This window comes from Clostridium sp. Marseille-QA1073, assembly GCF_054863625.1.
Genome location: NZ_JBSVQM010000043.1, coordinates 1 through 13,393, shown reverse-complemented (window position 1 = coordinate 13,393; position 13,393 = coordinate 1). Strand labels below are relative to the sequence as shown.

The window sequence follows — 13,393 nt, the reverse complement described above, 5'->3', positions numbered from 1 at the left end:
AGACCAACTATTAAAAGTCAATAGATAAATAAAAAAGATTTTTATATAATGGTTAAATTTTTATGCATCACAAAAAGACTTGCAAAGGCAAGATTTTTTCAAGTAATTATATGTAAATTTAAGTTAATGAGATTGTATTTCGTATGCACAGCGGTTTTTTAATATTGCGTAGATAGTATAGCATTGAAAAGTAAAACTATTTACGCAAAATGTAATGCCAAATGAAGTCTTTGCTAAAACAGAAACAGTATCAAGTTTTTTAGCAGCAAATCCTTTAAAAATAACCTTGGATAATATATTTTCTAATTGTTTAGAAGATATATCTTCAAAGCCATTAGGTGAGTTTAATTGTAATAATAGTTCTTTAGAAGTTTTAGCAAAAACATCAGAAAATGCAGAATGATATTCAGGGAAGATTTGATCAAGTACACATATGGTTTCTCTCTTTAAGTCAGAAATAAAGGCAACAAGATAATTCCTAAAGCGTGATAAGTTACGCAAGGACATAGAGTATCTTCATCCCCAAGAGATGTTTCAAGAAAATCATCATAACGGATGAAATCAGCTATTAAAACAGAATCAATGATATCTGTTTTATGTTTTCGAATCTCAGTCCCTTTTCTCCAGCCATCAGTTTGTATTGGATTGATCACATGTACAACGAACTTATTCTCTATGAGAAAGGACTAAAGAAACAGCCAATAATGATCAGTAGCTTCCAATCCAATTTCAAGTTCAGATGAATATGATACAATTTTTTTAAAGAGTCTGAGCACTTTCAGAAATATTAGAGAAAGAATGTGCTTTAAATATAACTTTAGCTTTTTCATCCATAAGAGAATCAACATGAGTGTTTTTACCAATATCAATGCCTAAATAAAACATAAATATCACCTATAATAAAAATATTTTTTAGATAAATTCCAATGTACTAATAAACGTTATTGCCTTATTGTATATTCGAGGTACTCAGTTGAGCTGACATCCAACTTATTCATAAACTATTTATCAGACAGAGGTGTCAGTCTTTCGATAACGAGGTCTAAACCTCAAGGAGGATTCGACATCACTCTATCTAATAAAATCATTATACAGAAATCATCTGTATAAATATACAGCTAATAAAAGGTTATAGGTTACCTTTATCAACCTAAATTTATTATATAAGGAGGCTGAGTCAATGGGTTTATCTTTAAATTTAAATGAAAATATTCAATTAGTAAAACAACAACTAGCGGTAGACAAAAGCTTTGATATAATAGGTAGAAATATTACGGTGGGAGATGTAAATGCTTATTTAGTTTTTATTGATGGCTTTGCAAAAGATCAACTTCTACTTTTCATATTAGAAAGACTTCAAAGTTTGAAAAAAGGAGACATTTCTGTTGACGTAATAACTAAACTTATTCAAACTGAAATTGCATACATAGAAGTAGATACCTTTAATACCTTGGAACCAATGAAAACTTCAGTACTCTCTGGTGGTGCTGCTTTATTTTTAGATGGCCAAAATGAAGGAATTTTACTAGATGTAAGAGAATATCCTGTAAGAAGTCCTCAAGAGCCTGATTTGGAAAAAGTCACAAGGGGATCCAGAGATGGTCTTGTAGAAACTATTATTTTTAATACAACATTAATACGAAGAAGAATTAGAGATCCTCAGTTAATATTTGAACTAAAGAGAATAGGAAGTCAATCAAAAACTGATGTAGCCGTTGGTTATATTGATAATATGGTTGACCATAAACTATTAGATGAACTTAAAAGAAAACTAGATGAAATAGATATAAATGCACTTGTAATGGCTGAAAAAAGCCTGGAAGAACTTTTAATTAAAAAGAAATGGTATAATCCACTTCCTCAGGTAAGATTCACCGAAAGACCTGACGTCGTAGCTGCCCACCTTCTTGAGGGACATATTGCAATAATAGTAGATACTTCTCCAAGTGTAATGCTGTTACCAGTAACACTATTTCATTTTACACAACATGCAGAGGACTACTATCAAAATCCTTTAGTAGGTACATATTTAAGATGGATAAGATTTTTTGCTATGTTTTTAGCATTTATAATTTCACCATTGTGGCTACTATTAGTCTATAATCAGGAGTTTTTGCCCTCTTGGCTTGCATTTATAGGACCTAAGGATGTGGGAAATATACCTATTTTCATTCAATTTGTTCTCTTAGAGTTTGGTTTAGATTTTTTAAGGACTGCATCCATTCATACTCCTGATACATTATCAACATCTCTTGGTATTATAGGAGGCTTAATATTGAGTGAATTAGCTGTAAATGTTGGCTGGTTTATTCCCGAATCAATACTATATATGGCTATTGCTAGTATAGGTACATTTGCATCACCAAGCATTGAGTTTGGTATGGCAATTCGTATATTTAGATTATTTTTAATAATATTAACAGGCTTATTTAAAACAATAGGATTTTTTGCAGGATTAATAATTATTTTAGTAATAATTTGCACAACAAAAGCTTTTGGAGACCAATCATACTTATGGCCACTAATACCTTTTGACAAAAAATCATTTTTGAATATGTTTTTAAGAAGACCAATACCTGAAATTAGAAATAAAAAATAAGCAGAAATTTTTTCATCAATCGAGTAAGAGCTAAATAATTAATTTATTCAGAGACCTCTCATACCACCGTACGTACCACTCGGTATACGGCGGTTCATTAAGAATTATGTATTAGTTAATATCTTTTAGATATGCTTTTATAACCAAGATTTTCAAAATATTTATTGTTTAGAGTTGTTGAAGAATTGAGCTATTGGATATCCTCCAGTAGCTTTTTTGTGTATTTGCGTATTCCCATGATTTATAGATAGGTAGACCAAGTTTTATTAAACTTCGGTCTTTGGTTCTTACATTTTTCCACTGTTTCCAAATACAAGTCCTTAATCTTCATCATCTACTATATTGTTTTCTCTTTCTCTCTTTGCTAACACCAAATTATTGCTCTGCGCCCCTTGTTTACCTTGAAGTTCCACTTCTACTTCCATAAGGTGACCTCTATATTGAGCTGTCTGCTTTCTTTGTAATTTATTTGAGTTACTCAAAATTGAAAACCTCCTAATGTTCACTCCTTCCCATGCTAACGTGTTTAGCGTAATACTATAACCTCTGCTGACTTCTTATAGTTCAGCCATATATCACTACATAAGTTGTTATTTCTAAATTCATATCCATAACGTATCTATCAGACCTCCCCGAGTAAGAACGTAATCTTTTGCTCCATATATCTGTTACATTTACACCGCCTGTTTCGGATAATTTAGGGCTTCATTTTGTCATGCAAACTCACCCACAAGCATATGCCTCATATATAGTTTCTGTTCGGCGGACCAGAGTTTTTCCACATGCTTCCTTCAGATTTCACCTCACGGCGGACACCCTTGTCGTAGACTAATGGGTTGGCACTATCAACTCCCATATCAGACTTTCACCAACAAGATTATGCCCATATTGTGCTACATAAAAATATTACTGGATAGCAGCTATCCAGTAATATTTATAAATAATCTTATTCTGTGATTTCCATTGAATCTGTTTTATCTTTTACATTCTCTTCTACTTTCTCTTCTTTCTCTTCTATTTTATCTTCTACATTTTCTTCTATAAGATTCTTTTCATTATCTTCTTTATTGTTTTTGCTTTTATCTATGGAAAATCTTATAGTTATAGTTTCTTTATTACCTGCATTATCTACTGCAACTACTTTTAATCTGTAATTTCCATTGTCAGTTATAGGTGTTCCCATTTCATAGTTTCTGAGATTTAAAGTTAAAGTTATTTTACATTCTTCAGAAGTAGTTATCTTAGGAATTACATCTTTGTTATATACTCCCTTATCTTCTACCTCTGAAACTGTTATTGTAGGAGGAGTTTTATCTATAATGAAATTATATTCATCAGTAAAGACATTTCCTAACCCATCTGTGGTCTTTATTCTTAATGTGTGTTCTCCTTCTTCTGATATAGTTGTTCCACTCTTATATGGGTTTCCGTCTAATGTAAGTTCTAAATCTACTCCTGAACCTACTATTATTCTAGGAAAAACATTTGAATTATAATATTTTTTATCCTTATCTATACCATAAACCCTAGGTTCTGTTCCTGCTTTCTTTATTTTAAATTTCACAGTAGTACTGCTTGTATTACCTGCTTCGTCAGTAGCAGTAACTTTTAACTCATAATTTCCATCAGTGTCTCCAATAGGAGTTCCTAGTTCATAAGGCTTTCTATTTAGTGTAGCTGTTATTGTAGCACCCTCTTCTGTTTCTATAATTGGAACTATGTCTATATTGTACACCTTGTTATTTTCAATATTTTTTATATTTACCACCGGAGCAGTTCTATCTATCTTAAATTTAATAACTTCTTCTGTATAAGTTCCATCAGGTGCAGTAGCTGTAACCTTAAGTTCATAATCTCCCTCTTTGTAAATTAGAGTACCCATAGTATATGGTTTTTCATTTAAAGTTGCTTTAACTTTTACTTTTCTATCAACTGTAGCCTTTGGTCTAACTGATCTATATGCTTTTCCACTTTCTATGCCTGTTACAGTTAAATCAGGGCCTTGGCTTGTCTTAACAGTTAAAGTTTTTGTAACTACATGTCCCATCATATCTTCAACTTTAAGCTGTATTTTATCCCCTTCTTTAACTTCTATTCTTTCATTAAAGTCATATCTGGATTTGTCTACTCCATATTCTCCTTCTACTGTTACTTTTTTAATAACTTTATTATTTATATAGAAAGTATATCCGAATCCACTATCTCCAACCCATCCCTGTAAATCTACATAATTTTTATCTTTACCAATTAGTATTTCTCCATTTTCACTTACTGTAGGAGATGTTAAATTCATAACTGGATCTTCTGTATCTAAGAAAATTTTAATAGCATAATCTGCCAAAGCTTGTTCAGTTGATGTTATTTTCACTGAAGCTATAGTTCCATCAAGATTTTCTGCATAAACTCTTAAGTTGTTAGTACCTTCTCTTAGTTTAGCTTTATTTATTGTATACTTAAAAGTCAAATCTTCTTTTACAGTTACATCTTCTCCATTTATTTGTAACTTATTTAGTGGTTTACTTACCCTTCCCTTAATCTCATATAATCCATTACTGTCAAAAACAGTTTCATTCCACTCCACTGCTTTTGGGTCTATATTATCAAAGGTTACTATAGAATTTTCCACAACACCATGCTTAACAGTAAATGGAGTTATTGCAACATTAAGTCCTTTATCTACAGTTATTATAGAAATATCATTAGCTTCATTTTCAACTAAATTTAAATTAACACTATATTTATTTCCATCAAAAACTATATCTTTATTTGGTATTTTCTTTTTGTTAAGAGTCACATCATATGATGAAACACCGGAATAATCTTTAACTTCCCACTCCAGTTTGTATTCTTTCTTATCAGTTGCCTTGCTAGATAATACTTTAACCTCTGGAATTTCTGTGTCAACTATTACAGGAATATCATATTTTTGTGGTTTAGAATTTGGTAAATCCACATAGAAATTGTATCTTAAAAAATACTCTCCATCTTTAGGTACAACCTTACTTCCTTTAGAAACATCATAATAAGTTCCATCCCAAGCTAGATCTGGATATAGATAAACACCCTTTCCTCTTCCATCAGGACTACTATATACTTGTTTCCTCATATTATCTTGATAACCAACTTCACCTAAGATTTTTCCATCTTTATCAATTAATTCTGTCCTTGCAGTCTTTATATTTCTTAGCTTATATAATACTGGAACAACAGTGTCGAAATTGCCATCTCCATTAGGTGAAATTACTGCATCAATTAAATTTCCATTATCCTCTTCTCCTAAATATACATAACTTCCTTGAACCTGAGATGCTATACCTGAACTTAAATTAAGTATACCTGGAAAACTTGTTGGCTTCTCCCATCTCCAATCACTTATTACTCTTTCTTTAGACCAATCTCCATAGAATCCCATAAAAGGCACATATAAGTTTGGATTTTCTTTTTCGTCTTTAGAAGTGAATTTTACAAAGCCTTCAATAAAGCTCTCTGAATTTACATCTTTTAATGATAGTGTAACTGTAACTTTGCTTGAACTATTTGCTTTTATAGTAATTTCCTTATCACTAAAGCTTAAGTTAGCTTTATCTTGAGGCAATACATCATCATACGGAGTTATTTGTGCAACATTATTTTGAACATTATTTGTTAATACTCCGCCTTCAACTCCTAATGTATAAGTTGCATCTTTATTTCCATAATTTTTAATGTCTAACTCAAAGGATACTTTATCTGACTTAATCTCCTTTAATGCTACAGATGCCTCTCCGTTATGAGTTACATTAATTCTATTTCTTACAGCCTCATCTAATTGAAGCATACCTGCTCCTTGTCTTCTTGGAGAGAAAGGTCTAGCCTCCATTCCTTCCTGTGGAGTTTCATACTGTGGTTTTGCTGTATTCATAACAGATATCTTTGCAAATTCTACGCTATCTTTACCATTAATATTTGGTAAATCTTTCTTTAATGCTTCTTTTATAATTGACATTGCTCCAGATATATGTGGTGCTGACATAGATGTTCCTGTCATATTCCCATAAGCATTATTATTAAGAGTTGAATATATACTTCCACCTGGTGCTGATATTTGTGGCTTAAATGATAAATCCGGTGCACATCCCCAAGAAGTACTTAGCGCAAAATCATTCGCTCCCTCATTAGGTAAAAACATAGCTCCTGTTCCTACTTTTATTATATACGGATTGTCATTAGCTATGCTTGTTGCTACAGTCTTACCTAGAGTATTTCCTACGAATATAGCAGGTATTTTAATTGCTGGATCTTCAGCCATATTAATCAAGCTGTCTTCTCCACTCTCATTGTTATACATTATTACAGCCTTAGCTTCTGCTTTTTGAGCATTGACTATCTTTTCAGCAAAGGATATATTTCCTCTTTTTATAAGAGCAACTTTTCCCCCAACATCTATCCCAGTAAAATCATTACTTTCACCAAGATTGCAATTTACTATATCTTTTAGCATAAAGCCATTATCCATTTTAATTGTGTGTTCTGCATATGGGAATCTTACTGCTTGTCCATCTGTACCTTTTATAGGATTTCCATCTTTATCGCATAAACCTACAGATGGAAGAGTCATAAGTGAGTTATTGTAGTTTGCTACCATAAATGCATCTTTAGCTAATGCTGGTGCTCCTGCTGTACTAATATCTTTTATATTAGGATCATTATATGGTGCTGTTTGATAAGAAGAGTTTCCAGCAGAAACTACAACTACAACTCCTGCCTCTGAAGCTTTTTTTATAGCCTTTTGTTCTGCATCATTAACATCTACAAAACCTGCTGCAGATCCTAGACTCATGTTTATAACATCGGCTCCTAGTAATACTGAATCTTCTATTGCTGCTACAACATCATCTGTATAGGCACTTGGACGTGGGCCATTAGAAAACACCTTCATTCCTAACAGTTGTGCTTCTGGAGCTACTCCTTGTATACCTTCCATCTTTTTCACATCTTCATCACTGGCATTAGCTGCTACAATTCCAGCAACATGCATACCATGCATTGAAGCATCGTATTGGATATCTATAATTTGTTCATTATCGTCTGAATAATTAAATCCAAATGGGACTTTATCAGTATAATACCCTTTTACAGCAGTTTTATCTAACCAACTTTGTCCTGCTTCTAATGCACCTGATTTCACTAATTCTCTAACTTTTGATTCATTCAATTTATTCTTTGATGAATCTTGAGGTGCTCTCATATCTTTATGAGTATAATCTACACCTGAATCTATTATAGAAACTACTGTTCCTTCTCCTTTATACCCATAATTACTCCATTCAGTATAAACTTGAGTAAGATCTTTAGCATTAGCCATATCCAAATAATAAACATTAGCTTCTTTAACACTAACTACGCCAGATATTTTCTTTAATGAATTCATCTCTTTTCTCTTTAAATCCATACTAAATCCGTTTATTAGCGTTCCATAACTATGTCTTATTTTAGCACCTTGTAAGTTACTAGCTTTTGCTTGTATACTTTTAATATCATTTTTTATTCTACTGACATCTTGAAGATTTATTTTTCCTCCATTAGCAGACATATCTACTGCAGATTTTCCTTCTACTTCAACTATAACTCTTACTACCTCTTCTTGATCTTGCTCTTTTAAATCTACCCTTTCAAACTTCATATCTTTTATTATGCTATTTATATTATCTTTTTCATTTAAAGTCTTTTCATTTATTGAGATATTCTTCTCATTGTTTATATTGGGTTCAACCCTTGCATAAGCTTTAACCCCGCTTGCAGATGAAAAAATAACCATAGCTGATGTAACAATACTTAACGTTCTAATTTTTTTACTAACCATAAAACCCCTCCTCAAAAATAGAATAAATGTAAATATAATACTTTAATTTTATTTTATAGATAAGTTTATTTCAACTATAAAATAAATATTATTCCATTTTAAGTTAAAATTTACAAATAGTTAAGAATATCCAATAAAAATTTACAAATATTTAAAATTAGTTAGATAAATTAAAAATTTGTTACAAATATAACATTTATATTAAATTAATGCGTATTAAAGTAGATTAATATAGAATTTCTTAATAGAAATTTAACTTGTGCATGATTTTAATTCCCATAACAAAGTTTTTCTTGAGAAATTATTTTTCTTCAAAAATTAAAAGTTAAGAATGAAGGATGAATAATTATTGTTAAAACTCCGGCGTCAAAGCCTTTGAAATTTTTAGAATAAACTTTATTTTAAGAAATTTACACTTAGTGAATTTCATCCTAATTCTTCATTCTTAACTATTAATCCTTAATTTCTAAGGGTTAAGCTAATTTTATAGAAAATTTATTTTCCATAGTATATTTAAAATTTTATATTGAATACGTATATAAAACCTAATAGTCTTAAACAAAATATACCCTTTTAGCAGATACGTTTTTTAATTTTGTATCTACTAAAAGGGTATAATAAATTTATATTTTATTTACTTACTGTTGGTCCTTCATAATCTAATATTCCACCTCTTAAATTATAAAGCTTGCTGAATCCTTCTTCTTCCATTAAACTGCAAGCTACACTACTTTTCGATCCAGCATTACAATAAACCAGAATTGGCCTATCTTTATAACCTTCTAATTCATAGATTTCTCCCTCTAATTCGTCTACAGAAATATTTATGGCATTAGAAATTCTACTTTCCTTAAATTCATTAGCACTTCTAACATCTAAAATTAATAGTTCATCATTTTCTTCTATTAGTTTTTCTGCTTGTTTATTATTAATATACTTTATGTTGCTCATATTTCATTACCTCACTTAGTTTATAATAGGTTATTATATGTAATTGTTTTCTTAACTATTTATTTTTACAATATAATTATTTTTTGAAAATAAGTATTAGAATCATCATGATAATAAAATCTAGAATTCCAACAAAGGATAATACTAGGCTAACAACCTTTGAAGTATCATTTTTTATCCTATATAGCGAAAAACTTGTTAAAATAATTATTATTAGAGATATAACTAAAAATGATGTCATACACTTGCCTCCATTTCTATATTTTATATTATAACTCTTAATAAAATAATACTCTAACTTTTTAACTTACCTATATTAAATCTTTTATTTACTTCAAATAAATTAAAATTATTTATCTATATATGAATATGATTCCATATAAACATAAACTTAATACAAATAAAATTTTATGATTCTATAATTTATTTACATACTCTTTAAACATATTTCCCCGAACCTCAAAATCCTTAAATTGATCCCAAGCAGCACATGCAGGACTCAAAATAACAACATAGCCTTCGTCTGATGAACTATAGGCTATCTCTGTAGCATCTTCTAAGGTATTAACAACTTTACAAGGAATTCCACAGTCCATAGCGAAATCATTTATCCTCGTCTTAGCTTCACCATAGGCTACAATTAATTTTACATTTATTAAATAATCCTTCAGTTCAGCAAAGCTATGTCCTCTATCTAAACCACCCAATAATAATATTGTTGGTTTTACAAATGACGCTAAAGCCATTTGAGTTGACATTACATTAGTGGCTTTAGAATCATTATAAAAATCTATATTATTTATGGTTTTAACATATTCCATTCGATGCTCTACACCACTAAAAGTTTTTAAAATACTAACAATATCACTATTATCTACGCCTAATTCTTTAACAACCGTAATAGCTGCCATAACGTTTTCGTAATTATGCCTTCCTTTGATTTTTACTTCATCCAAATCTATTATTTTATCGCTATTATAGTAAATATGTCCATCAATTATTGAACAACCTAATTTATTTACAGAACTAGATGAAAAATATTTTTTAGTAGAGTTTATATTATTTGTTAAGGAAATTACTTCTTTATCATCTAAATTAAGAATTGCTATATCACTTTTAGTGTGATGATTGAAAATCCTTTTTTTCATGTTTTTATAAGCCTCATATGAACCATGAAAATCAAGGTGGGCTTCTGATAAATTAGTTAAAACTGATATATTTGTTTTAAAATCTAGTACATTGCACAGCTGGTGATCTGACACTTCCATTACAGCAATGTCTTTATCCTTTAATTTAAACACAAAAGAACATGCTGGATATCCTATATTACCCATTAAAAACACTCTCTTTGATGCCTTTTTTAAGAATTCATAAATCAATATTGTTGTAGTTGTTTTACCGTTAGTTCCTGTAACACCAATAATTGTGATACCTGTTGGGAAATAGCGATAAGCTAATTCTATTTCATTGATAACAGGCACATTAAATTTATGTGCTTTTTCTATATATTTATGTGCATTTGATATACCTGGATTCTTAACTATCATCTCAAAGGTACTATCAAACAAATCCTCAGGATGACTTCCTAGCACAATTTTAACACCCAGCGATTGTAACTCATTTACTTCCTCTATATTTTGATCAGTTTTAGCATCATTAACAGTAACTTCATAGCCTTTACTAGCCAGTAACTTTGCTGCCTCATAGCCACTTCTAGCCATACCTAGAACAAAGACTTTCCTATTATCACTCATTTTATTAGCTCCTTTTCCTACCTCTTATATCCCATATATTAATAATTATAGCATATATTTCATTTTGCTTATGATACAGTATTTTTACTACTACGACATCAACTAAATCAGTAATTTCAACATTTACAAAAAAAATTTACTAAAGGTGAATTTCTTAAAATAAAATTTATTTTAAAAAACTCCAAAGGCTTTAGCAGTGGAGTTTTAACCATAATTCGTATCTTTAATTCTTAATTTGCATTCATAGAAAAGTTAAAATCTTATATAAGTTAAATTTCCATTGTGGAATCCTATACAATTTACCATAACAGGTATAATATATGTTACTTTAAATTAATAAAAAATTATCTCATTTATGAATTTTTTTAATTTTTTAAAAACAAAGTTCCCTTCTCTAGCAGGTATTTTCATTTCACTTACATAATATAAAACCTTCTGTAAAAATTTTCATATGTAAGAGGTTAGTATTAATTGTTATGGTATTTAGTCAGCTCTCAAAAAATATGTATACGTACAAGTTCCTCCCCATCTTATCATCAAACATATAATCAGCGAATATTACCTTCTAATTTAATAAGAATATAACTTCACTATTACCTATTTTTGCAATATATACAATATTGATTCCCTTACACTTTTACTTGCACTACTAGACATATATGATTATATATTAACAATATGTTAATATTATGTTAACATCCAAAAATGATAATTGCTTGATAAAAATAGCAATTAATATTATAATATTTAAAATAAATTTAAGGAGGAAACCATTGTGAAGAAAAATACGAAAGATGTAATTATAGTAGGTTTTGCTTTATTTGCCATGTTTTTTGGTGCTGGTAATTTAATATTCCCACCATTTTTAGGTAATATGGTAGGCGACCAATATATTTTAGGAGTTATTGGATTTGTATGTACTGGGGTTGGCCTACCACTTCTTGCTATAATCTCCACAACAAAAGGTGATGGTACCTTTGAATCAATGGCATCTAAAATAGGGCCAAAATTTGCTTTAATTTTTGCCACAATATTATTTATAGCAATAGGTCCTATGCTTGCAATTCCAAGAACCGCTGCAACCACTCATGAATTAACCATAAACCCTTTAATCCCTAGTATTACTCCTTTTGTTTCAATGATAATATATTTTGGAATAAATTTAATATTTGTACTAAAAAGTTCTTCTATAATTGATACTATAGGTAAATATCTCACTCCCACGCTAATAGTTGTATTAACATTTCTAATTATAAAAGGAATAATTTTCCCTATCGGAGATATTATTGCTACTGATGTAACCTCTGTATTACCACTTTCTTTTATAGAAGGTTATCAAACTATGGATGCATTAGCTGGATTATTATTTGCTTCAATCATTACAAATGAACTTAGATCAAAAAACTATTCAGAAAAAGAAATTCTTCCTATGACACTTAAATCAGGCGGTGTTGCTATAATTGGCCTAGCATTCATTTATGGTGGTTTAATGTTTTTAGGTGCTCAAACAAGTGGATTTGAAATTTCTAATTTATCTAAGACAAGCTTATTATTATTAATATCGAAATCTATATTAGGTAATCTTGGTTCTACTGCTATAGGTATTGCTATTGGACTTGCTTGTTTAACAACTTCCATTGGATTATTAGCTTCCGGTTCTTCATTCTTCGAAAAAATATCAAATGGAAAACTTCCTTATAAAATAAATGCAATTGTAATTTCTATAATAAGTATTGTAATTGGGTCTCTTGGAGTTGATAACATTGTTAAGATATCTGGTCCTATTTTAAGTATACTATATCCAGTAACAATAACTTTAATATTTACTACACTAGCTGATAAATTCATAAAAAATATAAAAGCAGTAAGAATTGGTGTTTACACTTCATTAGTATTTGGTATACTTGGAATAATACCTTTTATTAATCTAGATTTTATACCTCTTGGTAAATCAGGCTTTCCTTGGCTTGTTCCAACTGTAATTTCTATATTAATAGGATATATTGTATTTCCTACATCAAAGCAAAAAATAAGCGATTTATACTAAAAATAAGAATGTTGCTCTTAACTAAAAATTAGTAAAGAGTAACATTTTTTTATTTCTATTATATTAATTTTTTATAAATAACAAGTATTTATTTACCCCAAAAGTTGTTATTTTATGAAACTCACATGACTAAAGTGATATGCTACGAAGATTACTCTTAGATTTTCCCACATCATCCCCCTCGTAATCTACTATACTAT

10 protein-coding genes are annotated in these 13,393 nt (G+C 29.8%); 2 read left to right on the top strand and 8 right to left on the bottom strand.

Annotated features, from left to right (window positions below; genetic code table 11):
* Positions 1–123: 123 nt before the first annotated feature.
* The 3 genes from ACY1IQ_RS20545 to ACY1IQ_RS20535 all read right to left on the bottom strand — a co-directional run bounded on the left by ACY1IQ_RS20545 (position 124) and on the right by ACY1IQ_RS20535 (position 885).
* A complete protein-coding gene (locus tag ACY1IQ_RS20545; protein ID WP_461615741.1) occupies positions 124–507 on the bottom strand; it encodes a hypothetical protein in 384 nt (127 codons plus the stop codon).
* On the bottom strand, positions 447–677 hold the full coding sequence (locus tag ACY1IQ_RS20540; protein WP_461615742.1) for an IS110 family transposase: 231 nt from the start codon (positions 675–677) through the stop codon (positions 447–449). The genes ACY1IQ_RS20545 and ACY1IQ_RS20540 overlap by 61 nt, the downstream gene beginning before the upstream one ends.
* Positions 678–759: 82 nt before the next feature.
* Positions 760–885 carry a hypothetical protein gene (locus ACY1IQ_RS20535; protein WP_461615740.1) on the bottom strand — a complete coding sequence of 42 codons (126 nt, stop codon included), beginning with the start codon at positions 883–885 and terminating at the stop codon, positions 760–762.
* Positions 886–1,180: 295 nt separating this feature from the next.
* On the opposite strand from ACY1IQ_RS20535, the gene ACY1IQ_RS20530 reads away from it, so the two are divergent.
* Complete coding sequence (locus ACY1IQ_RS20530; protein WP_461615739.1) at positions 1,181–2,599, top strand: spore germination protein; 1,419 nt, start codon at positions 1,181–1,183, stop codon at positions 2,597–2,599.
* Between the two features lie 320 nt (positions 2,600–2,919).
* Here ACY1IQ_RS20530 and ACY1IQ_RS20525 read toward each other — a convergent pair whose 3' ends face one another.
* From ACY1IQ_RS20525 to murD, 5 genes are all read right to left on the bottom strand, one after another.
* Positions 2,920–3,081: a hypothetical protein gene (locus ACY1IQ_RS20525; RefSeq protein ID WP_461615738.1), complete on the bottom strand. Its 162-nt coding sequence runs from the start codon at positions 3,079–3,081 to the stop codon at positions 2,920–2,922.
* Between the two features lie 464 nt (positions 3,082–3,545).
* Positions 3,546–8,441: a S8 family serine peptidase gene (locus ACY1IQ_RS20520; protein ID WP_461615737.1), complete on the bottom strand. Its 4,896-nt coding sequence runs from the start codon at positions 8,439–8,441 to the stop codon at positions 3,546–3,548.
* 630 nt (positions 8,442–9,071) lie between these two features.
* Positions 9,072–9,392 (bottom strand): rhodanese-like domain-containing protein, encoded by a 321-nt coding sequence (locus ACY1IQ_RS20515; protein WP_461615736.1) that lies wholly within the window; start codon positions 9,390–9,392, stop codon positions 9,072–9,074.
* Positions 9,393–9,468: 76 nt separating this feature from the next.
* Positions 9,469–9,633, bottom strand: a complete 165-nt coding sequence (locus ACY1IQ_RS20510) for a hypothetical protein (protein WP_461615735.1) — start codon at positions 9,631–9,633, stop codon at positions 9,469–9,471.
* 175 nt (positions 9,634–9,808) lie between these two features.
* Positions 9,809–11,146, bottom strand: coding sequence for a UDP-N-acetylmuramoyl-L-alanine--D-glutamate ligase (gene murD / locus ACY1IQ_RS20505; protein ID WP_461615734.1), 1,338 nt, complete (start codon positions 11,144–11,146; stop codon positions 9,809–9,811).
* Positions 11,147–11,921: 775 nt separating this feature from the next.
* Between murD and brnQ the strand changes: the two genes are divergently transcribed.
* Positions 11,922–13,193, top strand: coding sequence for a branched-chain amino acid transport system II carrier protein (brnQ, locus tag ACY1IQ_RS20500; protein WP_461615733.1), 1,272 nt, complete (start codon positions 11,922–11,924; stop codon positions 13,191–13,193).
* Positions 13,194–13,393 lie beyond the last annotated feature (200 nt).

What these genes read in the sequence shown, in the direction of transcription:
- ACY1IQ_RS20520 (WP_461615737.1), bottom strand. Translation starts at nt 8,441, where the DNA reads ATGGTTAGTAAAAAAATTAGAACGTTAAGTATTGTTACATCAGCTATG.
- murD (WP_461615734.1), bottom strand. Translation starts at nt 11,146, where the DNA reads ATGAGTGATAATAGGAAAGTCTTTGTTCTAGGTATGGCTAGAAGTGGC.
- ACY1IQ_RS20545 (WP_461615741.1), bottom strand. Translation starts at nt 507, where the DNA reads ATGTCCTTGCGTAACTTATCACGCTTTAGGAATTATCTTGTTGCCTTT.
- ACY1IQ_RS20535 (WP_461615740.1), bottom strand. Translation starts at nt 885, where the DNA reads ATGTTTTATTTAGGCATTGATATTGGTAAAAACACTCATGTTGATTCT.
- ACY1IQ_RS20515 (WP_461615736.1), bottom strand. Translation starts at nt 9,392, where the DNA reads ATGAGCAACATAAAGTATATTAATAATAAACAAGCAGAAAAACTAATA.
- ACY1IQ_RS20510 (WP_461615735.1), bottom strand. Translation starts at nt 9,633, where the DNA reads ATGACATCATTTTTAGTTATATCTCTAATAATAATTATTTTAACAAGT.
- ACY1IQ_RS20530 (WP_461615739.1), top strand. Translation starts at nt 1,181, where the DNA reads ATGGGTTTATCTTTAAATTTAAATGAAAATATTCAATTAGTAAAACAA.